We start from the raw sequence: 22,613 nt of genomic DNA, 5'->3' as shown, positions 1-22,613 counted from the left end.
GATCATCATTGGAGGCCATTGTGCCCCCCGGACGACATCGGACTCAAGTGGGCAGGTTGGACCTCGATTTCGGGCCCGAGATCTCCGCTTCGTCCACATTCGTGCGGAGCCCCGGCGCCGAGGGGCGAATTCGTCGGAAAGTGGGCCCGATCCTGCTCGTCGGCGGGCCTCGGATGTGGTAACTAGGTCGGCATGAATGGACTCACCATCGTGACCGGCGGGGCCGGGTTCATCGGCAGTCACCTGGTCGGCCTTCTCGTCGGGCGGGGTGACCGCGTGCGGGTCGTCGAGCGGCCGGGGGCCGACGTCTCGCACTTGCCGCAGGCCGTCGAGGTCGTCCGGGCCGATATCCGCGACCGCGCGCAGGTCGAGGCCGCATTGCGGGGGGCGGGCCTGGTCTATCACCTGGCGGCCAACCCCAACCTCTGGGTGCGCGACCGCCGCGAGTTCGACGAGGTGAACCACCTGGGGGCGGTGCACGTCATCGACGCGGCGCTGGCCGCGGGGGCGAGGCGCGTCCTGCACACCAGCACCGAGAGCATCCTCACAAGGGCCAGGAATGACGGGCCGATCGCCGAGGACGTGACGATCTCGCTGGGCGATGCCGTCGGGCCCTACTGCCTGTCGAAGCTGCTCGCCGAGAACGAGGCGCTCGAGCGTGGACGGGCCGGCAAGCCCGTGGTGGTGGCCAACCCCACCATGCCGGTGGGCCCGGGCGACCGCGGCCCTTCGCCTCCCACCCGCCTGATCCGCGACTTCTGCCGGGGCGGGCTCCCCGCGCGGATGGATTGCACGCTGAATCTGGTCGACGTCCGCGACGCCGCCGAGGGGCTCGTCCGGGTGATGGAGCGGGGCAGGCCTGGGCGGCGGTACCTGCTGGGGGGCGAGAATCTCACGCTCCTGGAACTGCTGCAAACCCTCTCCGAGCTGACCGGCGTGCCCGTGCCGCGCTGGAGCGTGCCTTATCCCCTGGCGCTGGCCGCGGCGCACGCCAGTGAGGCCTGGGCGAATCTGGTCAGCGGGCGGCCCCCCAAGGCGACCGTCACCGGCGTGAGGCTGGCCCGCCGCCTGATGCACTTCGACGCACGCAGGAGCCTGGCCGAGCTGGGCCTGGAGCCCCGGGCCGTGCGGCGGTCGCTGGCCGACGCCGTCGCCTGGCTGATCGAAGAGGGACAGATCCCGGCCACCCTGGCCCCGGTGGCAAGCCGGGCGCACGCCCCCTGACCCGCCGCCGGGAGCCACTCCGGCATGCATGGCCGGATTCGACTGTCCCTAACGGACGGTCGGCTCCGTAGAAAAAGGAAGATCATTGGAGCGAACTCGACCGTCCGGCCCGATGACGGCGGGGAGCCCCCTCCCTTCTCGCATTTCCTGCTCTATAATCAAGATGGAACGTCGGGCGGTTTAATCTCTCCACCCAAAGGTGTCGGTCCCAACGGCATAGGACACCACGACATGCCCGCACGCCTGGTCGCACTGGATGATGGACCGGATATCCCCCTGGATCGCACGATGGTCGTGGTGGGACGCCACCCCCAGTGCGATGCGAGGTTGGACTCGCTCCGCGTTTCGCGCCATCATTGTTGCATGACGCGCGACAAGGAAGAGATCCTGGTCCGCGACCTGGGCAGCACCAACGGCATCCGGATCAACGGCCAGCGGCTGGAAGTGGGCCGACTCAAGCCCGGCGATGAGCTGATGATCGCCCACTATCGCTACCGCCTGGAAGACTCCAACGGCCAGGAGATGACCCTCGTCGACAGCAACGGCCGGGCCTTCGGGGCCGCGCTGGGCAGCTCGCCCGAGAGTCCGCTGCGGCTCGCGCCCGAGCCCACCCCGCCCGTCTCCCCCGACGCCGAGGAGATGCCTCGGCCGCCGACGGAGCCGGCGCCCGCCGCTCCGTTCTTCGAAGAAAGCAAGCTCGTCGCCAAGGTGCGCGAGCTACTTCCCGCCGGGATGGCCGAGCATTGCCGGATCCAGGTGATCCTGCAGATGCCCGGCGACCAGGGATTCCCCAATTCTCCGGCCGAGGAACGGGTCCCGTGCCAGCCCGACTCGTCCCTCTGACGCCGGGGCCTGCCCCCCTCGTCATCCTGCAACGCCCCGTGATGCTCGTCGGCCGCCACCCCGACTGCGACGTCCGGATCGACTCTCCCAAGGTCTCGCGGCGCCACTGCTGCCTGGCCCTGGCCTATGATCGCACCTTGATCCGCGACCTGGGCAGCCGCAACGGAGTGCGGGTCAACGGCCGCCTCGTCGAAGAGGCCCAGCTGCTTCACGGCGATGAGGTCGCCATCGGTCCCTGGATCTACCGGGTCGAGGACCTGGCCATCATCGAGCCCGCCCCCGCGAGGAAGACCGCGCCCCCTCCACCGCCGCCGAAACCGCAGCCCGCACCACAGCCGCCGCCGCCGCCGCCGCCGCTGGAGCAGACCGTCCTCGACGACATCCTGCTCATCGAGCTCGACGACGAGGATTGAAGCGAACCCGTCCCTCTGCGGGGACACGCGTGAAAGCGGTCGGGATGGAGAATCCCGCGAAGTCCGGCGGACTCGTCGATTGCTCGGCGATGGCGGTCGAGGATGACGCGCGTTCGCTGGCTTCATGCGTGAACGGCGCCTGAACGAATGCCCCGTCGATGGGCGGGAAGGCTCGCCGGCTTGCACACCGCGGCACGGCCCTTGCTTATGTTGAAGTCCAACACATCGGACTGAACGCAGCCTGGGCCCGGGCCATTCTCAATCGTGCGAGCCTTCCCAGGGCCAAGGTCCTCCCTCGAAGGAACTTCCCCCATGCTTCGAAACCTCGGACCGGCGCTCGCCCTTGGCGTCGCCCTGGCCGCAGGGGCCGCGGACGCCCAGGCCCAGCTCGTCGGCGGATATGGCGGCAGCCCCGGCTGGGGCGGCTGGTCGTCCACCGGTCAGGGCGATTTTGCCCGCGGCCTCGGCTATTTCGCCGAAGGCGAAGGGGTCTATAACCTGAACACCGCCCAGGCCGAATCCATCGAGGCCGACGCGGTCATGCGTTGGAACCAGTTTCTCTACGAGGCCCAGCGGGAACTCGACCGCAAGTCGTACCTACGTCAGACCCGCGACAAGCAGCGGACCAAGGACGGGTACGAGGCCCGCCAACGCAAGCTGCTTTCCGACCCCGATTCCACGGATATTGAAAGCGGCTCGGCCCTGAACGCCCTGCTCGACCAGGTCGGTTCGGCCAAGAAGGGGAGCAAGAGTGAGGGGACCTCCCCGATCCCCGCGGCGCTCATCAAGGACGTCCCCTTCCAGAGCGCCGCGCAGGCCGTGGTCGTCAGCCTCGGCGACCTGACCAGCGACGACGCCTGGCCCGCCGCGCTGGCCGGAGACGAGTACGCCGCCGACCGCAAGGCCTACCGCAAGGCCATGGACGAGGCGCTCGAGCAGACCAAGGACGGCGAGACGGTCTCTCCCCAGACGGCCGCCGCCGTGCGCGAACCGGTGGCTCGGATGCGGGCCAGGTTCGCCAAGAACCCGCCCGAAGACAAGCTCGCGCTGTCCGAGGCCCGCGACTACTTGCAGGCCCTCGCCGGCATGAGCCGGATGATCCAGCGCCCTGCGATCGACAAGATCCTCGGCGAGCTCGAGTCGGTGAAGGACACGAACCTCGGCAACCTGCTGGCCTTCATGCACGCCTATAACCTGCGATTCGGGCCGGCCACCACGCCCCGCCATCGCGAGGTCTACACGCAGCTCCACCCGATCCTGCTCGGCTATCGCGACCGAGTCATTGGCGCCCCCAAGGATGACACGGCCCAGGCCGACGCGGGCACGCCGTCCGTCGCCGCCCCCCAGGTCCGTCGTCGTGCGCCGAACTTCTTCCGTGACATGAACTTCGACGGCCCCCGTCGTCCCGCGACGGCGCCCGACGGCACCCCCGCCGCGATCGCCGCCCCCAAGCCCGATGCCACGCCCGAGGCGCCCGCACCGGACGCAGCCCCGGCCCCCAAGGCCGACGAGAAGGCCGAGCCCAAGGCCTGACCCGCCGCCGACCGGCACGCCTCCGCGCGTTGACAGGCCGTCGGGCCCCTTCCTATAATCCGGCTCTAGGACCAATGCGCGGCCCCGGGCGCCCCCTTGCGGGGCATCCGGGGCCAGCTTGCACGTCCCCTATGCATTCTCTCTCTGGGCAGGAGCCGGACAAGATGGCGGTTCGCGTCGGGATCAACGGATTTGGTCGGATCGGTCGCTTGGTTTTCCGCGTCATGGCGGCCAGGCCTCAAGACTATGAAATCGTCGCCATCAATGACCTCTCGGACGCCAAGCACCTGGCCCTGCTGCTGAAGTACGACAGCGTGCACGGCCGGTTCGACGGCACCGTCGAGGTCGGCGAGAACGCCCTGATCGTCAACGGCAAGACGATCAAGATCACCACCGAGCGCGACCCGGCGAACCTCCCCTGGAAGGCCCTGAACTGCCAGGTCGCCCTCGAGTCGACCGGCTTCTTCACCGACAAGGCGTCGCTGCAGAAGCACATCACCGCCGGCGCCGACCGCGTGATCCTGAGCGCCCCGGCCAAGGACAAGCTCGACGCCACGATCGTGCTGGGCGTCAACGAAGGCATCCTCAAGGCCAGCGACCGGATCATCTCCAACGCCTCGTGCACCACCAACTGCCTTGCCCCCATGGCCAAGGTCCTGCACGAGTCGTTCGGCATCGTCAAGGGCCTGATGACCACCTGTCACGCCTACACCAATGACCAGCGCGTGGCCGACCAGGTGCACAGCGACCCCTACCGCGCCCGGGCCGCGGCCATCAACATCATCCCGTCCACCACCGGCGCTGCCAAGGCCGTCGGCGAGGTCATCCCCGACCTCAACGGCAAGCTCTCCGGCTACTCGCTGCGCGTCCCCGTGCCGGACGGAAGCATCACCGACCTGACCTCGGTCCTCGCCCGCGACGTGACCAAGGAAGAGGTCAACGCCGCCATGAAGGCCGCCGCCGACGGACCCCTCAAGGGGATCCTCGAGTACGCCACCGACCCGCTGGTCTCCAGCGACATCATCGGCAACCCCCACTCGTCCATCTTCATGGCCGACTGGACGCAGGTGATGCAGGGCAACCTCGTCAAGACCATCAGCTGGTACGACAACGAGTGGGGCTACTCCAACCGCACCGCCGAGCTGATCACGATGCTCGCCAAGCTCAGCTGATCCGGCACGGATCGATCCGAATCGGGCCGCCCCGCATCCATACGCGGGGCGGCCCCGCCCAACTCACCTCGCAGGCACGTCGACCGATCGAGACCCCAGGCTAGGACCACTTCGTTGCCCAAGCAGACGATCCGCGACCTGACGCTCGAGGGCCGCAAGGTCTTGATCCGCGTGGACTTCAACGTCCCTATGGGGCGTGACGGCTCGATCTCCGACGATCGCCGGATCCGCGCCGCCCTGCCGACCTTGAACTACGCCCTCGACCACGGCGCGTCCCTGATCCTCGTAAGCCACCTGGGCCGGCCCACCGGCGACCCCGCCACCGACGGCCCGTTCAAGCTCGACCCGGTCGCCAAGCGACTCGGCGAGTTGCTCGGCAAGCCCGTCTCCAAGGTCGACGACACCGTCGGCCCCGCCGCGCAGGCCGCCGCCGCTGCCCTGAAGCCGGGCGAGGTCGTCGTCCTCGAGAACGTCCGGTTCAACAAGGGCGAGAAGAAGGGCGACAAGGCCTTCGCCGCCCAGCTCGCCGGCCTGGCCGACGCCTACGTCAACGACGCGTTCGGCACCTGCCATCGCGACGAAGCGAGCATGGTCGCCGTCCCCGAGGCCTTCGAGCCCAAGGACCGGGCAATCGGCTTCCTCGTCGAGAAGGAGCTGAACATCCTCGACCAGCTCCTCGGCCAGCCCAAGGAGCCGATGGTCGCGTTGATGGGGGGATCGAAGGTCTCCGACAAGATCGGGGTCATCGAGAACCTGCTCCCCAAGGTCAGCAAGCTGCTCATCGGCGGCGCCATGACCTACACCTTCTTGAAGGCGCAGGGGCACACGATCGGCAAGAGCCGGGCCGAGTCCGACAAGCTCGACGAGGCCCGCAAGCTGCTCGAGCTGGCCGGCGACAAGCTCGTCCTGCCCGTCGATCACCTGATGGCCGAGTCGCTCGACCCCGCCTCGCGCACCTGGGTCGTCGCCGGCTCCGACCTTCCCGAAGACGGCCTGGGCCTCGACATCGGCCCCGAGACCGTCAAGAAGTACGCCGCCATCGTCGGGGCCGCCGGCACCGTCATCTGGAACGGCCCGATGGGCAAGTTCGAGGACGAGCCCTTCCGCAAGGGGACGATCGGCATCGCCGAGGCCATGGCCGGCTCACCGGCCGTCACCGTCATCGGCGGCGGAGAGACCGCCGAGGCCGTCGAGCAGTTCGGCTTCGCCGAGAAGATGAGCCACGTCTCCACCGGCGGCGGCGCCTTCCTCGAATGCCTCGAAGGCAAGTCGTTCAACTCCCTGAAAGTCATCCCCGACCGCTGACATTCACGCCGCGGCCCGCCCTCGAAGGTGGGCCGCGGATGAACGGGAGGTCGGCGGCAAGTTCCCGGCTCGATGAAGTGTTTGGTTTGGGGAGGCCAATCCGCGTGGGCACGACGTCAGACCGGTCGGGAACCAGGCCCCAGAGGCTGCGGGTGATGGACACGGCCCCCGCGCCGTTCATCACCCCGTCGATGCTCAGCTGCGACTTCGCCCGCGCCGGCGACGAGCTGCACGCCCTGAAGGCGGCCGGGGCCCTGGGCGTCCACCTGGACGTGATGGACGGCCACTTCGTCCCCAATCTCACCTTCGGCGCCCCCGTCATCGCCTGGTGGCGCAAGGTCACCGACCTCCCCTTCGACGTCCACCTGATGATGTCCGACCCCGGGCGTTACCTCGACGACTTCATCGAGGCCGGCTGCGATCGGATCATCTTCCACATCGAGGTCGTCCCCGATCCCATCGACCTGATCGAGCGGATCCGGGCGGCCGGCTGCCAGGCGAGCCTCACGCTCAACCCGCCCACCCCGTTCTCGGCCATCGAGCCATTCCTGGACGCCGTCGACGCGATTTTGGTGATGAGCGTGATGCCCGGCTTCGGCGGCCAGGCGTTCCAGCCCGAAGTTTTGGAGAAGGTCAGGGCGGCCCGCGCCGCGCGCCCCGACCTGCCGATCTCGATCGACGGCGGGATCAACCCGCAGACGATCGGCGAGGCGTTCGACGCCGGTGCCACCCAGTTCGTGGCCGGCTCGGCCGTCTTCCGCGGCGAACAGAATTACGCGGAGGCGCTGGCCGAGTTGGCCGATCACGCCCGCCGCGGGCCCCGACGAGGCAGCAGCCCGGCCTTACCCGCCGGGCCGACTTCAACGGCATGACCCAGGTGGTCTTGATCCGCCCCGGCGCCACCGTCTATGACGAGCAGAACCGCGTCCAGGGCATCCTCGACATCCCCCTCAGCGACCGGGGCAAGCTCGAGGTCGTCGCCCTGGCCGAGACGCTCGCGGGCGTCCACCTCGCCGCCATCTACTGCGGGCCAGGCGAGAGCGTCGTCCGCACCGCCGAGGCCGTCGGCCGCGCCCTCTCGCTCAAGCCCAAGCGGCTCGACGAGTTGCGGAACCTCGACCAGGGCCTCTGGCAGGGCCTGCAAGTCGACGAGATCCGCCGCCGCCACCAGCGGGTCTTCCGCCAGTGGCTCGACGACCCGTTGACGATCTGCCCCCCCCAAGGCGAAAGTGTCGAAGATGCCCTCGAACGACTCAAGGCGGCGCTGAAGCCCCTGATCAGGCGCCACCGAGACGAGTCGATCGGCATGGTCGTCGGCGACCCCATCGCCCAGTTCATCGCCTGCTATCTGCGCCGGGATCCCCTGGTCCAGCTTCAGGAACAGGCCGCCACCGGCCGATTCGAACGGATTGAAGTCTCCGCCGATCTCGGACGCAACGGCGACGACCACTGACCCGCCCCGACGACGCAGGATCTGACCAGCCCCGACGCCCGCCACCGACCGACTGACCCGCCGGGACCGAAGCCCGGGGGCCCTTGCCGGCGCCGGGACACCGACCGAAGGCCCGCTTGAGACGACCAGGAGTGGACCGGACATGCCCTCGACACCCCCAGGCGCACCCGCCGACCGACGCGAAGGACACGCCGTGAGCAAGGGGGTCCCCGAAGGCATCTTCATGCGCTGCGACGGCTGCCAGGCCACCCTCTACCGCAAGCAGGTCGAGGAGAACCTGGGCGTCTGCCCCGAGTGCAACCACCACTTCACCGTTCCGGCGCGGCGGCGGATCGCCCAGATCCTCGACCTCGACACCTTCGAGGAGTGGTTCCCCAACCTCCAGCCCGCCGACCCCCTGGGCTTCAACGACCGCCGCCCCTACCCCGAGCGCATCAAGGCCGAGCAGCTGCGCACCGGCCTGAGCGAGGCGGCCATCGTCGGCCAGGGGTTCATCAAGGGCATCCGCCTGGTGCTGGGCATCACCGACAGCGGATTCATCATGGGCAGCATGGGCTCCGTCGTCGGCGAGAAGCTGACCAGGGCCATCGAGGAAGCCACCCGCCAGAAGCTCCCCGTCGTCATCGTCTCCGGCTCGGGCGGCGGCGCCCGGATGCACGAGGGGATCCTCTCCTTGATGCAGATGGCCAAGGTCTCCGCGGCCCTGGCCCGCCACAACGCCGCCGGCGGCCTCTACATCAGCGTCCTGACCAACCCCACCATGGGCGGAGTTGCCGCCTCGTTCGCCTCCCTGGGCGACATCATCCTCGCCGAGCCCAAGGCCCTCATCGGCTTCGCCGGCCCCAAGGTCATCCAGCAGACCGTCCGCGTCCGCCTCCCCGCAGGCTTCCAGACCAGCGAGTTCCTCCTCCAGCACGGCTTCCTCGACCGCATCGTCCCCCGCCACGAGCTGAGAGGCCTCCTCTCCCAGCTCCTCGACTTCGTCTCGCCCTGAAAATCACTTTAGTGAAATCGGCATAATTCGATGCCGTATTCTCGACATCTCTCAGCTCCTCGACTTCGTCTCCCCTTGAATGTCGGTTTCCCGACATCGACCTGACTCAAGGCTGTCGATGACTCCGCGCGGCCCCGACGCGGAGTCATCGACCCATTAGGCGGGCCCCCGCGCGCCTGCTAGGATGGGCGTCCCGCCGCCGGCCACACGCCCGAGACAGACGCCCCCGGAGAGCCAACCGATGTCGCGACTCCTTCCACGGTTGTTGGTCGCCCTGGCCCTCCTCGGCGCGCACTCCGCCCATGCCGGCGACGCCACCAAAAAGCCGACGCCCAACTCCGACTCCGAGCCATTGGCCGAGCAGTTCTCGCTCCTGCGGGGCGGCCAGTTCCTGGACAAGGTCTCCGTCGACTGGACCCGCGCCCGCAAGTGCGGCACCTGCCACACGAATTACGCCCACATGATGGCCCGCCCCACGATCAAGGGCGACCCCTCGCCCGAGCTGGCCGAGGTCCGCGCCTTCTTCGAAGGGCGTGCCGCCAACTGGGACCGGCCCGAGAAGGCGTCGAAGCCGATCGCCGACGGTGAGGTCGTCGCCGTCGGCGCCGCCCTCGCCTTCCACGACGCGGCCACCACCGGCAAGCTCCACCCCCTCACCCGCGCCTCGCTCGACCGGATGTGGACCCTCCAGCGGGCCGACGGCACCTGGGACTGGTTCGACTGCGACCTCCCCCCCGCCGAGGACGACGACTACTACGGCACTGCCCTGGCCGCCATCGCCGTCGGCCACGCCCCCGACGACTACAAGTCGTCCGAGTCGGCCAAGGTTGGTCTCTCGAAGCTCGTCACCTACCTGAAGTCTACCCCCGCCCCCAACCTCCACCACCGGGTCATGCTCCTCTGGGCCTCCGTCGGCCTCGACGGCCTGCTCGCCCCCGCCGACCGCGACGCCACCATCCGCGAGCTGTTGGCCGCCCAGCGCCCCGACGGCGGCTGGAGCCTCCCCTCCCTGGGCAAGTGGACCCGGCGCGACGGCACCCCCAACTCGCCGGACGCCCCCTCCGACGGCTACGGAACCGGCTATGTCGTCTACGTCCTCCGGCAGGCCGGACTGCCCACCGACGATCCCGCCATCCGCAAAGGCGTCGCCTGGCTCAAGTCCAACCAGAGGGCCTCGGGCCGCTGGTTCACCCGCTCCGTCACCGTCGACCAGGTCCACTACATCACCCACGCCGGCACCGGCTTCGCCCTGATGGCCCTCACCGCTTGCGGCGAGGAATGACCTAAGCCCCACGCACGCCCCGCTGAATCGACGCACAAGCCGACCCGCGACGACGCGAGGACGCGAGGACGCCCCCCCATGCCCGACGATGCCCACCGACATCTCGACGCCCTCACACAAACCGACGCCTACCAGGCACGCCTCATCTACCGCGATGCACCGCGCCCTCACCATGCCGGCGCCACCGACAGCCCCACCTTCGCCCAACTCGGTCACATGCTGGACACCCTGAAGGATGCCGTCCTCTTCATGCGTCACATCGGCGACGAGCCGGCACTCGACGTCTCCGAAGACCATGCCTACCGCCACTTGAACATCTCCAGCGTTCCCCCCTACCTGGAGCGCATCGCCAGCGACCCGCGCCGGGGCTCCTCCTTCCACCGCACCGACACCGGCCGGTCCCCTCAGCCGAAATCAGGGCCCGACCTCGCCGCCTTCATGAACCGCCTGCACGCCCTGATGCGCAAGTCCAGCCTCGGCATCGGTCGCGCGTTCGTCATCCCGCCTCATCTGGAAGCCGACGTCCGCCAGTACGACGCATTCATCGACATCTACCTCGCCCTCCTCGATCGCCACCGAGACCCCGCCGCCAACGCACGCGACCACCGCCGCCTCCCCCCCGAAGTCCTCGATGCCTTCGCCGCCGAATTCGAACCCCTCGCCGACCGCCTCTACGCCGCCCTGGCGGCCCTCCCCGCCGTCCCCCTGCTCGTCGACGGCCGCCAACACAGCCTGCCCAACGGCCGCCCCCTCAACGACCGCCTGAAAGACACCGCCCCGGCCCTCGTCCTCTTCGCCTTCCGCACCCTCGGCCTGGGAGCCGCCGACAAGAACAAACGCCCCGCCACCCTGGAATACGACAAACGCCAGCGAGAGTTGATCGGTGCCCAGTCCATGATCACCGACACCACCCAGGCCCTCCTCGACCTCGCCGCCGCCCAGTCCGTCACCTTCGCCGGCTGTCCCCCCGACCCGCTCCCCATCGCCGCCCCCTACGCCCGCTCCTTCCAGCTCGCCCTCACCTTCGTCCGCACCGCCGGCTGCACCTACCCCGCCATGGAAACCGACCTCGCCCACCTCATCCACCTCTCCGGAGCCCCCCCCGGCCCGATCACCCCGGAAACCCCTCAGGAAGCCGCCCTCCTCCTCTACGCCCTCGACCGCCGCCTGGCCCGCCATGACCAAGCCCCTTCCCTCCGCGTGACCCTTCGCGCACAGGCCGACGCAATCAACACCCACCCCGATCTGCCCGCCGCCCAATCCACCCTCCGCCAGGATCCAGCCTTCCATCAAGATCTCGACCAGATCAGGATCCACCTCGACCCGAATTTCTGCCATGCCAGCGCCTCGATCGACCAGCTCCAGGCCCTCTTCCCCGGCCCGTCAAAGACTGCCCCGTAGGATCGCAAGCCGTTCTAAATCGTTCGCCAATCAGGGTCGAGATGGACGAGGAATGACCGCCGCTCACCCCTTGTGAGGTGCGCCCCGTCGCGCAAACGACGAGACCCAGACCGCAAGAGCGGCCGTCCTGAGCCTGCCATCGAGCGTCGCCAACAGCAGGCCACGCCGCATCGCGAGTTCGAGATAGGCCGCATCATAGTTGGAACGCGTTTTCGTCCCGAGCTTGCTGCGATGCAGCGACAGGTTGGGCCCGCCCTCGAAGACCTGAATCCGCACGCGGGCGTCGCTTCCAGGGTCGGGCACCTCGGCTTCATGAAAAAACGTGAAGTGATCATGTTTGAGTCCGCCACGGGGGCAAGGCCGACGCGGCAGGAGGTCACTCGCCCCTCAAGGCGATGCTCGGCGCCCGGGCACAACCTCCACCGTATACGTGATGTCCTCCGCGAAGAATGCCAGGCCATACCTGTCCGGGAACGCCGCGCCGGTGAAAGCCGCGCGAATGGTAATGGTGTGCGTCCCCGGCGGCAATGGCGTCAGGAACGCTCCCACGGTCAGAACACGCGTGGCGCCACTGGCCAGCGGCTCGGAGAACGAGAGGAGTCCCGAGAGGTAGTCGGGGCCGAGCACGGTCGCCTGCCCATCCACGATGATCGTGATCCCCTCGGCCCCGAACTGCGAGCGGCCGAAGAAGAACGCGACGCCGCCGGCGTCGTCGGTCGGGAAGAAGGGCGCGTCGAGCCCGGTATCGTCCGCGTTGAAGACCGGAATGTAGAACATCGTCCCGGTGGGCACCGTGAATCGACCCGAGCCGGTCGCGGTGATCCCGCCGTCCCCGAAGCTGAACTCCGCCGTGGCAGGGTCGTAATGGAGGACTTGCACCGGGGTTGGTTGGAGAAGGGCCGGGTCGTTGCCTGCGGCCGTAAACGGCGCGACGATCCGGGCTATGTCGGTCAGGCTGAGCCCGTTCGCCCTGGCAGTCGGCGGCAGGATCTTGCCCCCAGCGGTCGCCGATCCTGCGACCGCCAGTAACCCGGAGCATGCGATCATCCCGGCCGCGATCGCAGTCGCCCCACGCGTCATCGCTCGCATGATCCCACTCCTTGCGCGGCGGGCCCACCTCGCGGCGGACCGTCCGTGTTCCCGGTCAGACATGGCCTCGAACGCTCGAGACTCGACGGCCTGTCCTCATCGGGAGCCGCCCGAAAGGGTGGCTTCCTCGCCAGGGAGGACGGCCGAGTCGGAGAGGTGGAGTGGCCACCACGACCCAGTCATTACCCAGGCGCCTCGCAGGCCGCCGACTCAGGTTCGCGCGGCAAGAAGCATAAGGCAAACAAAAAGATAATCGTATTATTGAAATAATGATCGTATTATTAGAATGCGGGCTGGTCCGAGTGCGATTGCTTCGGGACAGGAATGGCTGTTCAATGGCCTGGCGAGGCCGCAGGCATGCAGAGGGCGAACCAGCTCCAGGGGCCGAAGCGATGCCGATCGGGGGCGGCCCTCCCGTTGCGACCATCGAGTTCGAAATGCCACCCTCGTATTCGCGTTGGATCCCGGTCGCGTCGTATCATGGCTGGTCGACTGACGGTGAAAGTGAAATGCGAAAACCACGCAATAAGGATCACAGATGAGACCGACAACCCGGCATGGCCGCCTGGCGCTCGTCACCCTGCTGTCGGCCGCATTCATCTGCCTCAAGCCGGCGATGGCCGAGATCCTCTTCAAGGCCGACTTCGAGACCGGCGACTTCAGCCAGTTCAGCGGCAAGAGCAGGAACATCAAGTCGGGGCATATCGAGGTCGACACCGAGGTCGTCCACTCCGGCAAATACTCGGGCAGGTTCACGATCCACGAGGACAACGTCTTCAATAAGGGTCAATTGCGCGTCCAGGCCAACGGGGCCAAGGTCACGGTCGAGGAAGGCTCGGACACCTTCATGTCCCTCTTCATGTACATGAAAGAAGCCCCCAAGGATCGCGACAACTTCCTCTACTGGGAGGGCAGCCCGCCCCCCGGCTACAACAACGTGATGACCTGGTGGGTCGAGCCCAAGAAGGACGGCTCGGGCACATCCGTCAAATACGGCACCGGCAACCTGGGCCGCAAGGGGGTCCACTGGGAGGCCGACTTCACTGTCGGCGAGTGGCACCAGCTTGGCATGCACATCCACTGGTCGGAGGATCCCGCCAAGGGAAACGCCAAGCTCTGGTGGGACGGCGAGGTGGTCCTGGACAAGAAGGTGCAGACCAAGGGCCCGCAGACCGTCTACTTCTCCCAGCCCGGAATCCACCGCGCCCCGCACACCAAATCGGTCGACACCATCTACTTCGACGACATCCTCTGCGCCACGACCTTCGACGAGATCAAGATCCGGAAGCCGGACGCCCCGAAGCCGAGATGACGGCCTCGGCACGACCGAACTCGGATCGCCGCAGCCCATCGCACGAGTACCTCGCCGAGGTCACTTGAGGCAAAGGCCCCGCCCCGGTCGAGGCGGGGGACGTCGGACCGGATGAGGGCCAACCTGGTCGGAAGGGGGAGGCCGTCAGGGCATGGCCAAGGCGGCGGCCACGGCCTTCGAGGCATTCACCCGGCCGAAACCGAATCGGTCGCTGTGGCCGGTGGCAGCGTCGTGATCGGTGCCGATCCGGTCGGCCGTCCGGGCCAGGATGTCCTTGACCTGCTGCCGGGTCAGGCTCGGCTTCACCGAGAGCATCAGCGCCACCACGCCCGCGACCAGCGGCGTGGCCGACGAGGTCCCGCCGAAGCTGTTGGTGTGCAGCCCGTCGATCCCCCCGGCCGCGGCCGAGCCCGTGTTGAACCCGCGGCCCGCGATCGAGACGTCGGTGGTGAAGATGCCCGCCTTGCCACCGCTCGACGGGGCCACAACCCACAGCTCAGGGCCGATATTCGAGTAAGACGCGAGCTTGCCCTGGTCGGTCGATGCCCCGACCGCGATCGCGTCCGCGTGCGAGGCGGGGAACCCGACCGGGGACCCGAAATCGTTCCCGGCGGCGCAGACCACGGCCGAGCCCAGGCCGTTGCGGCCCAGCACCCCGGCGTCCTGGATCGCCAGCTCGATATCGGGGCTCGTCGCTCCCGACCAGGAGAGCGACAGGACATCCGCGTGCAGCGCCGCATAGCGGATGGCATCGGCCACCTGGGCATCGGCGGCGAAGTTGTCGGCGTGGAAGATCTTCACCGCCAGGATCCGGCACTTCGGCGCGATGCCCAACGCGCCGCCCGCCCTGCCCACCGCGGCGACCACCCCCGCGCAAGCCGTCCCGTGGATGTCGTTGCCGGGCATCTGGTTGAACGGGAATTGGAACAGCTTGGGCCTGGGATTGAAATGCTCGGGGTTCGTGCTGGCGGGGTCGACGGGGTCGACCGGGATGAAGAAGTCGCGCCCGAGGAGGTCACGCGGCTCCGACGGGTCGGGTTTCTTGAGGATGTTGGCCTTCAGATTCGGGTGGTCGACATCGATGCCATCGTCGAGCACCGCGACGACCACCTTCGCCTTGCCCAGCGTCACCGCCCAGGCATCGGCGGCCCTCACGTCCTCCTTCTTCTTCTGGCCGGGCACCTTGGCGCGGTTCTCCAGATGCCATTGCGCATCGATGATCGTCGGGGCGGTGCGGGTGTACTCGGAGATGAAGTTCGGCGTGGCGAAGACGACCTCCTCAGCCTCCCTGCATGCGTTGGCCACGTCCAGGATCCCGGCCCCGGCGCGCTTGCCCGCCCGGTCGTAAACCACGAACTGGTCGGGGATGAGGGGATTCCGCGAGCGGACGGCCAGCCCATGCTGCCTGAGGATCTTCTCCCGTGCCTTCTCCGGCGTGCCCGCCTTGAAGCGAATCACGATCTCCTTATAGACGATGCGCAATAACTTCGTGCTCGCCTCGCGGAACACGGCCGGCGGCGCCGCGGTGATCGCCCTGGCCTCGCGGGCATCCATGGCCACCGGGGACGCTTCCCGCATGCCCATCTTCAGGAACGCACTGGCAGCCCTCGTGATCCTCGTCGAAGCCTGCTCCGAGCCCGCGAGGCGGAAGACGGCCCCGCCGACGCCCGCCTCGACCTGCGCAGAGACCTCCTCCAACTCGACACGCTGTCCACCGGCACCGAAGATGTGCATGACATTCCTTACATAAAATCATATTCCTCGGGAAAACGGGCCTGCATCGGCCCTCCCCGGCCGGCGACCATTGGAGCGAACCGAGACGCCCGGGTCAAATTAAAAGCACACGGTCCCCGCGAATGCGGCGCAGGAGGCGCAAAAAAGCCCGCCCCGAAGGCCGGGGCGGGCGGATGGGCCCGAATCGAATGCGCTCGAACGACTGGAAGGTCGGTCACTCACGTCGATATTTGCTCAGCGTCTCCGGCCAAACGCTGTGCACCAGGTCCTCGGACTTGCGGATCTTCTCGACCAGATCGCAGACCGACCCTTCGGCCCCCTTGGACGCCCGGAACGAGACCTGGCTGGGGACGTAGGCGTTGCGCCGCTCGACGTCCAGGCCCAGCGGCCCGGCGAACTTGTGCAGCTCGAGATCCGATGGGGAGCTCTTGAATCGGACCGTCACCTGTCCCGTCGGGATCTGCAGCTCGCCCTTCTCGCCCCGCAAGACGGGCTGCACATCGGCCCCGTCGCCCAGCAGCTCGCGGACCTGGCCGAGCATCCCCGCGTGATCGGCTTTTGCCGACCTGACCGACAGGAGATACACTCCCGGATGCCCCGCCACCGGCTCCAGGTCGCCGATCTTCGCGAGCTTCTCCGCCGGGTCGTCGGCGGATTGGGACTTCGGCACGGTGACCACGAAGGTCGACTCGCTCTCGCCCGATCTCTTGCTCATGGCAAGGCACTCCATCCATCCGACAGCATCCCGTCGCTCGCATCGGAGTCGTCCGGAGAAGATCCGGGAGCGGAACGGGGACATCCATCCTACGCCCGCCGCCGACACGCGTCGCCCCGAATCCCGGTTGACCGACCGATTGGCGACGTCGGCGAACGCAATTCGGCACTTCGATCAACAGAATGACAACCACGGGACCACCGATCGACAAGGCGTGCACTCCGCATGCCGCCGAGGCGCCCCCCGCTCGCTCGGCCCGCTCGATCGCGATCCGTCAAGCGTCAGACCGCACTCGACCTCCCCCGGCCATCCTGCCCCAGCAGTTCCAGCAGTAAATTGTCGTGCGGGTAGGCGTGCCCCAGGTATTGCCGGAACCCCTCGGCGTGCTCGACGCCCACCTCGGCGCCTCGGTGGCGGCTCCACTGGTCCTGGCTGTCGAGGTACTCGTCCATGCCGTGCTGGGTCATCAGCCAGTTGCGCTGGCTGGCGTGGCTGGCGAGCATCGCCCGCTTCAGGGGAAAAACAGGGGTGACGTCGACGTGGAATCCGGGCGGGATGGGGCGGGCATCTCGGTCCTGGCCTTCGAGCGGGTCGACCAGGTAGAGGTGGGGGATTTTGGTTAGGGGAGGGGCGGGCTCCCACTGGCGGGTGGCGTAGTTGGGGATCGGGGCGATGAAGCAGGCGTCGCGGACGAGGAGGTGGGTCATCTCGTGGTCGCAGAGGTAGTCGACCGGTGGGGGGGCCAGGATCAGGTCGGGGCGGGTGGCCCGGAGGAACTCGACCATCCGGCGGCGGGAGGGGTCGTCGTTGAAGATGGCCAGGTCGCGGAATTCGAGGCAGTGGTAGTCGGCACCGATCAGGTCGGCGGCGGCCTTGGCCTCGGCGCGGCGGATTCCGGCGATCGTCTCGGCGTCGTGCTCGGCGCTGCCGCAGTCTCCGGGGGTCATGGTCGCCAGGGTCAGGTGGCAGCCCAGCCGTGCCAGCAGCGCCAGGGTCCCGGCGCACTGGATCTCGATGTCGTCGGGGTGCGCGTGGATGGCCAGGACGCGGGTCTGCGGGGTCATGGCGGGCTCCGGAGGGGCGGACTACACTAAGTATGCCGGACTGACGACGACCAGGGGGCCGAGATCGGCGACGGCGGCCGGGTTGTGGTGTAACCCCGAGGGCGGGCCCGACGCAAGCCCGCTCCGCGACGCCCACGACCGGCAGGCCCCACCCTCCCCCATGCCCGACCAGGCGCGGAGCCCCACGCCCATGCACGCTCAGATCGGGGACAACGCCCCACGCCTCACGCTCAGGCTCAGGCTCGCCCTCGGATTCGCCGCAGCCCTCGCCGCCATGCCCGCCCAGGGGTGCGGCCGTTGGGGCGCCGACGGGACCTCGCCGGCGCGAGGGAGTGCGTTCATCGCCAGGACCACCGGCGAGTCGCGCGACCTCGTCGCGCACCTGAAGCTGCTCGACGACACGTTCGAAGGGCGGAATAGCGAAGACCTCAACGAGGTGCGCAAGAGCTTCGTCGACTACAGCTCGGCCGTCATCGAGACCGCCGACACGCTGATGTCCGACGCCGACGCCCCCGAGGCCGACATCCGAAGCGCCGCCCAGGCCAAGCTCGTGGCCCTGGAACGCCAGGCCGAGTTCCTCCCCGAGGAGCGGCCCAAGCTGCTCGCCGCCGTCCAGGCCATGGAGAAAGGCAAGCACGCCAAGGTCCTCAAGACGGTGATCGCCTCCTTCAAGCTGCGTGCCCTCTGCGACGACATCACCCCCGAGGCCCTCCGCGTGATGTCCCCCGCGCAATTCAAGCCGGTCGTCGCCGCCACGATCGAGCTGGGAAAGGTCGAGCCCCGCCGCTCGGAGGCCCCGCAGGCGCTCTTCCAGGTGGCCGGCGAGGCCGAGCACCGGTTGATGGACGCCGAGGCCCTGGAACTGTACAAGCTCGCCGAGGCCCACACCCCCGGCACCGACATCGCCAGGTTCGCCGCCGGCTCGGCCGCGCGGATCGAGGCCAAGGGCCAGCCGCTGGCCGACTTCAAGGGGCCCTCCCCCGAACCCGGGGCCCCCGCGGTGAACCTCGCCGACCTCAAGGGCAAGGTCGTCCTCATCGACTACTGGGCCACCTGGTGCGGTCCATGCATGGCCGAGGCCGGAGGCCTGACCGACCTCCGCGAGCGCCTCGGGCCGCTCGGCTTCGAGATCCTGGGCGTCAGCCTCGACGATCAGGCCGCACGGCTGCGGGACCACCTCGCGGCCGAGAAGCCCCCCTGGCCGCAGATCAAGGCCGTCGACGATTCGCCCGGCTCCTCCCCCTGGAAGGCCCCCCTCGTCGCCCGCTTCGGCATCTCGTCCATCCCGTTCAAGCTCCTCGTCGACCGCCAGGGAATCCTCGTCGCCACCGGCGAGTCCCTGAGCGACATCCAGCCCAAGCTTGAGGCCCTCGTCAGCCCCCAGCAAGCCACCCCGGCCGCGACCCCTCCCGCGGCGCCCGCCCCGCCGCCTACGCCCTGAACCGGCGGCGCCCGGTCCCCGAACGTCTGGCCATCGAACCAGTGCCAGCGTCTCCCGAGACTGGGTCGCCTCGGCCTCCAAGGTGCGGCTCGCTCGTCACTTGCTTGGGCTCCTTCGGGCCGACCCTGAAGATTTCCTTAGGACATCTCTGAGCATGCGGGGCTCTTGAGGCAGGACTGGGACAATCCACGCGGAACGCGCAGTCAGACCTGGCAATTCGCCTAGCCAGGCGTGGCCGATCCTCACGAAATTTCGCAACGTGCGCAATCCAGGCACTGCTAGGATCAACATAGAGGGAACTTTCCCTCACGGATCTTGGATGACGCAGCCGGGAGGACGCCTCGTGGACGTCGTCGTCGATGCCCACCGCCTCGGCCTGTTCCGGGCGAAGCGGCTCGACGGGTTTCCCGGCGACGGCGAGTTTCCTCGGCTTGGCGTTCGACACGGTCGGCACCTCCGGGTTCGCACGAGCGTGTCACCTACGCAAGTCTGCGATCCGAACGGCACTGCGGCCTTCGTCCTATCGATTTAAAGAGAAAAGTTTATGGCTTACATACCGGTAATCATCACGGGAGCATCGCTGCTCGTGTGTGCCTTGGTTGCCGTCTGGATGGTCGGCGCGATTTACTTCGACGTGTGTGGCGGAGCTGGATGGGGCCGTTGGGTCGCGCTGGCCTGGGCCGCCGGCGTGATTGCGATGTTCGCGGTCTGGCGGCCACTCTGGCTGCCGATCGTTGCCTTGCTCGGGGCGGGGTCGCTGTTCCTCGCTTGGTGGTACCGACTGAAACCGACCAACGACCGCGACTGGGACCCGAGCATGGCGCTGCTACAGCGGGCTGACATCACCGGCGACGCGGTGACGATCGATAAAGTCCGCAACCTGGAGTACCGTACGCTGGACGATTTCACACCGCATTGGGAGAGCCGCACTTATCATCTCTCGAACGTCAAAGGAGTGGATGTCATCTTCTTCGACTGGGGAGACGGGCTTAGGGGCCACCCCGTCTTGGTCTTTGACTTCGGAGACGATGGCCGCATCTGCATGTCAATTGAGGCGAGAATCACGAAGGGGCAGAAATACTCGGCCTTGAGCAGCCTCTATCGGCAGCAGGAGCTGATCTTTATCGCAGCGGATGAGCGCGACATCATTCTGCGTCGCACGAAATTCGGCAAGCACCAATGGGCGTACCTCTACCACATCAATTCGAGCGTGGAGGAACTAAAAATGCTGTTTCTCGATTACGTGAATACAATCAATCAACTGTACGAGAGCCCTCGCTGGTACCATGCGCTGTTCACCAACTGCACGACGTCGTTCTACAAGCTTCCCAGCACGCGGGTCCGCTGGGACTGGCGTGTCATTGCCAACGCCCGTTTAGATCGGGCCCTCTATCATGACGGTCGAGTGGATCGGACGATTCCTTTCAAGGAACTCCGCCGACTCTCCTACCTGAACGACATTGCGAACGCAGCCCCGGCGGAGGGTTTCGGGGATCATATCCGACGCGAACTCGAAAGGATCCGCCATGAACGATGATGTCATTCCGCTCCTGAAAGTGCACGAGTACTTTCAGAATGCGTCCGATGAGACCCTCCAGGAAGTCGCCCGGCTCGGGCAAGTCGTGCACTATTCAGTCGGCAGCGTCGTCCACGAGGCGGACGTCGTGCTCACCACCGTGGGCTTCGTCCTGCGCGGGAGGCTCAAGGCCGTACGCGTCGGCGCGAACGGCAGCGAGTCGCTGTTTCGAATGATCGAGCGAGGCGAACAATTCGGGCTGATGGTCGGCGCGCTAGGCGAATCGGTCCCGATCCGCGTCGTCGCGCTGGAGCCCACGACGGTCCTCAAGCTGGACTATGAAGAGGCGCTCGAGCTGACACTCACCAGGCCGGACCTGCGCCGCCTGTGGCTCAAGACCTACGCGAGAAGCTTGCGAAAGATCTTCTTGGGCGACGCCCCCAAGCGGTCGACGATGATGCTGGCGCTGATCCACAATTCACCCGCAACACGTCCGGTGGCCGAACGGCTCATCCGTCGGCTGTCCGACCTCGGTGAGAAGCTCGCCGTCTTGAGCGATTCGGACCAGCGACTGGATTCGCCGAATGTGCGATTTCGGTCGCTCCGAGAGCACGGACGAGATTTGACGTCGGACGAAATCCGGGAGCAAGTCGCTCAATGGCAGGACGTCAATCGGGTCATCTTCGACGTCAACGAATACCTGACGCCGGAACGGACGGCGCAGTTGATGGAACTCGTCGACCGTGTGATCTATTTCGTCCCGGCAAATGAGGCGTACAGTGCAATCCGCCGCCTGAGGGAGATCGACGTGCAGGCCCGGGGCTGGCGCGACAAGATCGGGATCGCCTGGCTGCTCGGGGGTGACACCCCCGTGCTCTCCACGGTTCCGAACCTCGTCGATCTCGCTTCCCGCGATTTCAAAATCCACGAAACGCCGCCGGGATTGCCGTCAGGCCGGTCCCTGGCCAACGGACTGGAGCGTCTGGTCCACGACCTTCGAGGCGTGCGCGTGGGCGTCGCTCTCGGCGGCGGGGCCGCCCGGGGCTTGTCGCACCTCGGCGTGCTCAAGGCCCTCGAACGCAGCGGTATCGTCGTGGACATGATCGCGGGCACCAGCGCCGGCGCCATGACCGGCATCATGTACTCCGCCGGCCTGGATCCCGACTACAACGCCGATTCCTTCGCCAAGGACCTTCTCCCCTCCTGGATTTTTCGCCACCTGTCGCAAGGCAACTACTGGCACCTCCTGTACAAGTATCGCCGCGGGCACTTCGATCCGATGCTGCGCAAGTACCTGGATGACTGGAAACTCGAGCAACTTGCCATCCCATGTCTTTCCGTCACGCTCGACCTGGTGAGCGGAAGCTCGGTCGTTCGCGAACGCGGCGACGCCGTGCATGCGATCCTCGAGAGCATCAACTTGCCCGTGCTCTCCGTGCCGATCGTCCGCAACGGCCAGGCGCTCATCGACGGCGGGCTGGTCAACAACATCCCGGCGAATGTGCTGGTGTCGATGGGTTGCAATTTCGTGATCGCCGTCAGTGTGTCGGCGAAGCTGGAGACTCGTTTCTGCGATATCTCGCCCGAGAAACCAACCCTGTCCAGGAATTATCCGGGCATCGTGCCGACGATTTTCCGCAGCCTGCTCGTTCAGAATTACAACCTGAACGCCTTCGGGGTTCAACCGGCGGATGTGGTCATCGAGCCGGACGTGACGGGTATCGATCCCTCGGAGTTCATGAGGGCGAAGGAGCTCGCCGCGATTGGCGAGGCGGCCGCGCTCGAACAAATCCCGAAGATCCAGCGGCTCTTGAATCGGCTCGACCCTCAACTCTTCAAGCCCGGCTCTGACGCGCATGAGGCCGCGCCGGCGTGACCTTCAGTGCTCCGATGTCCATCAGATCCGGGAGCAGAGAATCTGTGACAGGTCGTATTTCGACACCCCACTGGCCGGTGCTGGGTGGCTCCGAACGCGGTCGGCCGACCAGGCCGTGAGCGTGACGCCCATCCGGGCGGGATCCACTGGCAGCCGGCTCGTAGCCTAATTATTTGAAAATTCCACCGCCCGGATCCGAATCGGGCGAAGTTGGAACGAGCCTCGGGTCGAAGACATGATGTATTC

General features: G+C 67.3%; 20 protein-coding genes. 15 read left to right on the top strand and 5 right to left on the bottom strand.

Translation table 11 applies throughout. The annotated features are described in order from the left end of the window. The first annotated feature begins 192 nt into the window (after window positions 1-192). The 11 genes from EP7_RS13845 to EP7_RS13795 all read left to right on the top strand — a co-directional run bounded on the left by EP7_RS13845 (window position 193) and on the right by EP7_RS13795 (window position 11,620). Window positions 193-1,224, top strand: coding sequence for an NAD-dependent epimerase/dehydratase family protein (locus EP7_RS13845; protein WP_463521619.1), 1,032 nt, complete (start codon window positions 193-195; stop codon window positions 1,222-1,224). A gap of 231 nt (window positions 1,225-1,455) precedes the next feature. Continuing rightward, the gene (locus tag EP7_RS13840) at window positions 1,456-2,067 is read left to right on the top strand and encodes an FHA domain-containing protein (RefSeq protein ID WP_463521617.1); all 612 of its coding nucleotides are present in this window, start codon (window positions 1,456-1,458) and stop codon (window positions 2,065-2,067) included. Further along, window positions 2,043-2,480: an FHA domain-containing protein gene (locus tag EP7_RS13835; protein WP_463521615.1), complete on the top strand. Its 438-nt coding sequence runs from the start codon at window positions 2,043-2,045 to the stop codon at window positions 2,478-2,480. The genes EP7_RS13840 and EP7_RS13835 overlap by 25 nt, the downstream gene beginning before the upstream one ends. 312 nt (window positions 2,481-2,792) lie before the next feature. Beyond that, complete coding sequence (locus EP7_RS13830; protein ID WP_463521613.1) at window positions 2,793-4,013, top strand: hypothetical protein; 1,221 nt, start codon at window positions 2,793-2,795, stop codon at window positions 4,011-4,013. Window positions 4,014-4,177: 164 nt separating this feature from the next. Then, window positions 4,178-5,185, top strand: a complete 1,008-nt coding sequence (gene gap / locus EP7_RS13825) for a type I glyceraldehyde-3-phosphate dehydrogenase (RefSeq protein ID WP_463521611.1) — start codon at window positions 4,178-4,180, stop codon at window positions 5,183-5,185. A gap of 114 nt (window positions 5,186-5,299) precedes the next feature. Beyond that, window positions 5,300-6,490, top strand: coding sequence for a phosphoglycerate kinase (locus EP7_RS13820; RefSeq protein WP_463521609.1), 1,191 nt, complete (start codon window positions 5,300-5,302; stop codon window positions 6,488-6,490). A gap of 104 nt (window positions 6,491-6,594) precedes the next feature. After that, complete coding sequence (gene rpe, locus EP7_RS13815; protein WP_463521607.1) at window positions 6,595-7,362, top strand: ribulose-phosphate 3-epimerase; 768 nt, start codon at window positions 6,595-6,597, stop codon at window positions 7,360-7,362. Continuing rightward, complete coding sequence (locus tag EP7_RS13810) at window positions 7,359-7,943, top strand: histidine phosphatase family protein (protein ID WP_463521605.1); 585 nt, start codon at window positions 7,359-7,361, stop codon at window positions 7,941-7,943. The genes rpe and EP7_RS13810 overlap by 4 nt, the downstream gene beginning before the upstream one ends. 142 nt (window positions 7,944-8,085) lie before the next feature. After that, the gene (accD, locus tag EP7_RS13805) at window positions 8,086-8,937 is read left to right on the top strand and encodes an acetyl-CoA carboxylase, carboxyltransferase subunit beta (protein WP_463521604.1); all 852 of its coding nucleotides are present in this window, start codon (window positions 8,086-8,088) and stop codon (window positions 8,935-8,937) included. Between the two features lie 241 nt (window positions 8,938-9,178). Then, on the top strand, window positions 9,179-10,219 hold the full coding sequence (locus EP7_RS13800) for a squalene--hopene cyclase (protein WP_463521602.1): 1,041 nt from the start codon (window positions 9,179-9,181) through the stop codon (window positions 10,217-10,219). A 78-nt stretch (window positions 10,220-10,297) separates the two neighbouring features. Next, entirely contained in the window at window positions 10,298-11,620 is a 1,323-nt protein-coding gene (locus EP7_RS13795) for a hypothetical protein (RefSeq protein ID WP_463521600.1), read from the top strand. Window positions 11,621-11,683: 63 nt separating this feature from the next. On the opposite strand, the gene EP7_RS13790 is transcribed toward EP7_RS13795, so the two are convergent. Together EP7_RS13790 and EP7_RS13785 are read right to left on the bottom strand one after the other, a co-directional pair. After that, window positions 11,684-11,923: a type II toxin-antitoxin system VapC family toxin gene (locus tag EP7_RS13790; RefSeq protein WP_463521598.1), complete on the bottom strand. Its 240-nt coding sequence runs from the start codon at window positions 11,921-11,923 to the stop codon at window positions 11,684-11,686. A gap of 84 nt (window positions 11,924-12,007) precedes the next feature. Next, on the bottom strand, window positions 12,008-12,709 hold the full coding sequence (locus tag EP7_RS13785; protein WP_463521596.1) for a hypothetical protein: 702 nt from the start codon (window positions 12,707-12,709) through the stop codon (window positions 12,008-12,010). A gap of 538 nt (window positions 12,710-13,247) precedes the next feature. Between EP7_RS13785 and EP7_RS13780 the strand changes: the two genes are divergently transcribed. After that, window positions 13,248-14,021, top strand: a complete 774-nt coding sequence (locus EP7_RS13780; protein WP_463521594.1) for a heparin lyase I family protein — start codon at window positions 13,248-13,250, stop codon at window positions 14,019-14,021. Window positions 14,022-14,165: 144 nt separating this feature from the next. On the opposite strand, the gene EP7_RS13775 is transcribed toward EP7_RS13780, so the two are convergent. From EP7_RS13775 to EP7_RS13765, 3 genes are all read right to left on the bottom strand, one after another. Then, window positions 14,166-15,755, bottom strand: coding sequence for a S8 family serine peptidase (locus tag EP7_RS13775; protein ID WP_463521592.1), 1,590 nt, complete (start codon window positions 15,753-15,755; stop codon window positions 14,166-14,168). A 214-nt stretch (window positions 15,756-15,969) separates the two neighbouring features. Then, a complete protein-coding gene (locus EP7_RS13770; protein ID WP_463521590.1) occupies window positions 15,970-16,470 on the bottom strand; it encodes a hypothetical protein in 501 nt (166 codons plus the stop codon). Window positions 16,471-16,751: 281 nt separating this feature from the next. Continuing rightward, on the bottom strand, window positions 16,752-17,534 hold the full coding sequence (locus EP7_RS13765; RefSeq protein ID WP_463521588.1) for a PIG-L deacetylase family protein: 783 nt from the start codon (window positions 17,532-17,534) through the stop codon (window positions 16,752-16,754). A 190-nt stretch (window positions 17,535-17,724) separates the two neighbouring features. On the opposite strand from EP7_RS13765, the gene EP7_RS13760 reads away from it, so the two are divergent. The 3 genes from EP7_RS13760 (at window position 17,725) to EP7_RS13750 (ending at window position 22,367) form a co-directional block, all read left to right on the top strand. Continuing rightward, on the top strand, window positions 17,725-18,975 hold the full coding sequence (locus EP7_RS13760; RefSeq protein ID WP_463521586.1) for a TlpA family protein disulfide reductase: 1,251 nt from the start codon (window positions 17,725-17,727) through the stop codon (window positions 18,973-18,975). Between the two features lie 544 nt (window positions 18,976-19,519). After that, window positions 19,520-20,512 carry a lipoprotein N-acyltransferase Lnb domain-containing protein gene (locus EP7_RS13755; protein ID WP_463521584.1) on the top strand — a complete coding sequence of 331 codons (993 nt, stop codon included), beginning with the start codon at window positions 19,520-19,522 and terminating at the stop codon, window positions 20,510-20,512. Continuing rightward, a complete protein-coding gene (locus EP7_RS13750) occupies window positions 20,502-22,367 on the top strand; it encodes a patatin-like phospholipase family protein (protein ID WP_463521582.1) in 1,866 nt (621 codons plus the stop codon). The genes EP7_RS13755 and EP7_RS13750 overlap by 11 nt, the downstream gene beginning before the upstream one ends. The last annotated feature ends 246 nt before the right edge of the window (window positions 22,368-22,613 follow it).

It is taken from the genome of Isosphaeraceae bacterium EP7 (assembly GCA_038400315.1).
Lineage (GTDB): Bacteria > Planctomycetota > Planctomycetia > Isosphaerales > Isosphaeraceae > EP7.
This window is presented reverse-complemented; position numbering and strand designations above follow the sequence as displayed.

Bases quoted from the DNA above. Each gene is read 5' to 3' on its own strand.
- EP7_RS13800 (WP_463521602.1), top strand. From the start codon at position 9,179: ATGTCGCGACTCCTTCCACGGTTGTTGGTCGCCCTGGCCCTCCTCGGC.
- EP7_RS13845 (WP_463521619.1), top strand. From the start codon at position 193: ATGAATGGACTCACCATCGTGACCGGCGGGGCCGGGTTCATCGGCAGT.
- EP7_RS13755 (WP_463521584.1), top strand. From the start codon at position 19,520: ATGGCTTACATACCGGTAATCATCACGGGAGCATCGCTGCTCGTGTGT.
- EP7_RS13785 (WP_463521596.1), bottom strand. From the start codon at position 12,709: ATGCGAGCGATGACGCGTGGGGCGACTGCGATCGCGGCCGGGATGATC.
- EP7_RS13810 (WP_463521605.1), top strand. From the start codon at position 7,359: ATGACCCAGGTGGTCTTGATCCGCCCCGGCGCCACCGTCTATGACGAG.
- EP7_RS13840 (WP_463521617.1), top strand. From the start codon at position 1,456: ATGCCCGCACGCCTGGTCGCACTGGATGATGGACCGGATATCCCCCTG.
- EP7_RS13760 (WP_463521586.1), top strand. From the start codon at position 17,725: ATGCACGCTCAGATCGGGGACAACGCCCCACGCCTCACGCTCAGGCTC.
- gap (WP_463521611.1), top strand. From the start codon at position 4,178: ATGGCGGTTCGCGTCGGGATCAACGGATTTGGTCGGATCGGTCGCTTG.
- EP7_RS13780 (WP_463521594.1), top strand. From the start codon at position 13,248: ATGAGACCGACAACCCGGCATGGCCGCCTGGCGCTCGTCACCCTGCTG.
- EP7_RS13770 (WP_463521590.1), bottom strand. From the start codon at position 16,470: ATGAGCAAGAGATCGGGCGAGAGCGAGTCGACCTTCGTGGTCACCGTG.
- accD (WP_463521604.1), top strand. From the start codon at position 8,086: ATGCCCTCGACACCCCCAGGCGCACCCGCCGACCGACGCGAAGGACAC.
- EP7_RS13795 (WP_463521600.1), top strand. From the start codon at position 10,298: ATGCCCGACGATGCCCACCGACATCTCGACGCCCTCACACAAACCGAC.
- EP7_RS13750 (WP_463521582.1), top strand. From the start codon at position 20,502: ATGAACGATGATGTCATTCCGCTCCTGAAAGTGCACGAGTACTTTCAG.
- EP7_RS13830 (WP_463521613.1), top strand. From the start codon at position 2,793: ATGCTTCGAAACCTCGGACCGGCGCTCGCCCTTGGCGTCGCCCTGGCC.
- EP7_RS13765 (WP_463521588.1), bottom strand. From the start codon at position 17,534: ATGACCCCGCAGACCCGCGTCCTGGCCATCCACGCGCACCCCGACGAC.
- EP7_RS13775 (WP_463521592.1), bottom strand. From the start codon at position 15,755: ATGCACATCTTCGGTGCCGGTGGACAGCGTGTCGAGTTGGAGGAGGTC.